This window comes from Spiroplasma endosymbiont of Megaselia nigra (assembly GCF_003987485.1).
Lineage (GTDB): Bacteria > Bacillota_I > Bacilli_A > Mycoplasmatales > Mycoplasmataceae > Spiroplasma.
The window spans coordinates 1-1,288 of record NZ_RCOO01000263.1 but is presented as its reverse complement, the minus strand read 5'-3'; the positions used below and the strand labels follow the sequence as shown (position 1 = coordinate 1,288).

General features: G+C 26.2%; 1 protein-coding gene and 1 pseudogene. One reads left to right on the top strand and one right to left on the bottom strand.

The features are described from left to right. Positions 1–361: pseudogene (locus D9R21_RS06570) on the bottom strand (IS30 family transposase); the annotation flags it as partial. Positions 362–430: 69 nt separating this feature from the next. On the opposite strand from D9R21_RS06570, the gene D9R21_RS06565 reads away from it, so the two are divergent. After that, a partial coding sequence (locus tag D9R21_RS06565; RefSeq protein WP_148108885.1) for a hypothetical protein occupies positions 431–1,288 on the top strand: 858 nt, incomplete at its 3' end.

The following is a 1,288-nucleotide window of genomic DNA, read 5'->3' as shown; positions in this document are numbered from 1 at the left end:
CACAAGCAGGAAATTTAATACCAAATTCTATAAAATAACGATAAATCAATTGTTCTGGTGTATCGTGGTATTTATTAAATCTTGTTTTAATAAAATCTAACTTCTCTTTTGTAAATTCAGGTATTTTTTTAATACATTTTTTACGCTTTTGTTTATAATCTTTGTGAGCATCTGATGGTTTATAATCTTGTATATTTTTAAATCTCTTAATCTCTCTTTTAACAGTATTAATTCCGCGATTCATTTGTCTTGCTATTTCAGATAAATTAATCGTGCCATTTTTCTTTTTACAAGTATCAGATAACAATAAATCCTTAAATAAATTTCGTTCATCAAATATTAAATGTTTAAATTTTCTCATTTTTATACAAATTCCCTTCATTTTTTTCTATAATATATTATTATATATAAAATAAAGAGGTTAATAAATATGCAAGAATTTAGTAAAGTTAACAACAAAAAACGAATTACTAGTTATGAACATTTAAATAAAAAATATGATTTAAATTTTAGTGACTATAATTTTGGTTTTGATTGAGAAGTATTTAAAGATTTTGTTGGTGATAGTTATGCCCGATATTTTACTTCGCCAACTTTTTTTAAGTTTGTTTCTGCTGGACGTGGTACTAATAAAACATGAAATCACCTAGCAGAAAAATTATTTTTTGCTTGTAATTTTACTGATGCTTCATCTAATATTTTACGAAGATATGCCAACACCCACGAAGATACTACATTTGGCGATACAATTAATGTCTGTAATTATCTATACGATAAATATGGGATTGATATAGGGCCTGACAATGAAAATGGTATTGTTTGACCTAAAAATGTTAAAGAAGGTGGCGAAATTGTTTTTCCTAGTGGTGTTCGCATTGCTTTTGCGGGTTATGCTAATGGTAATAAAATTATGGGTAAGGTTGGTAAAGGAAGCGGGATTATATCAGCTTGAACCGATGAAATGATACATGCGGAAGAAAAAGAAATCTTAACTGATAAAGAACTAGATAAAAGATATAATAATTTAAGAGTTTCAATGTTTCGTTCAAAAAGTTTAAAGGTGTCTTATGAAAAATATATTGATGAAAATGATAATGAACAATATAATTTGGATAATCCTATTACTATAAAAGAATTATCTTGGACATTTCAAGAATGAGACAACATAGCAAAACAATACATAACCGTAACAACATATTTTCATAAAACATATTCTAATCAATTTACTTTTAATCCTTTTGATAAATACCATGTTTTTTATGAAAAATTTGTAACCCCATATTTACCC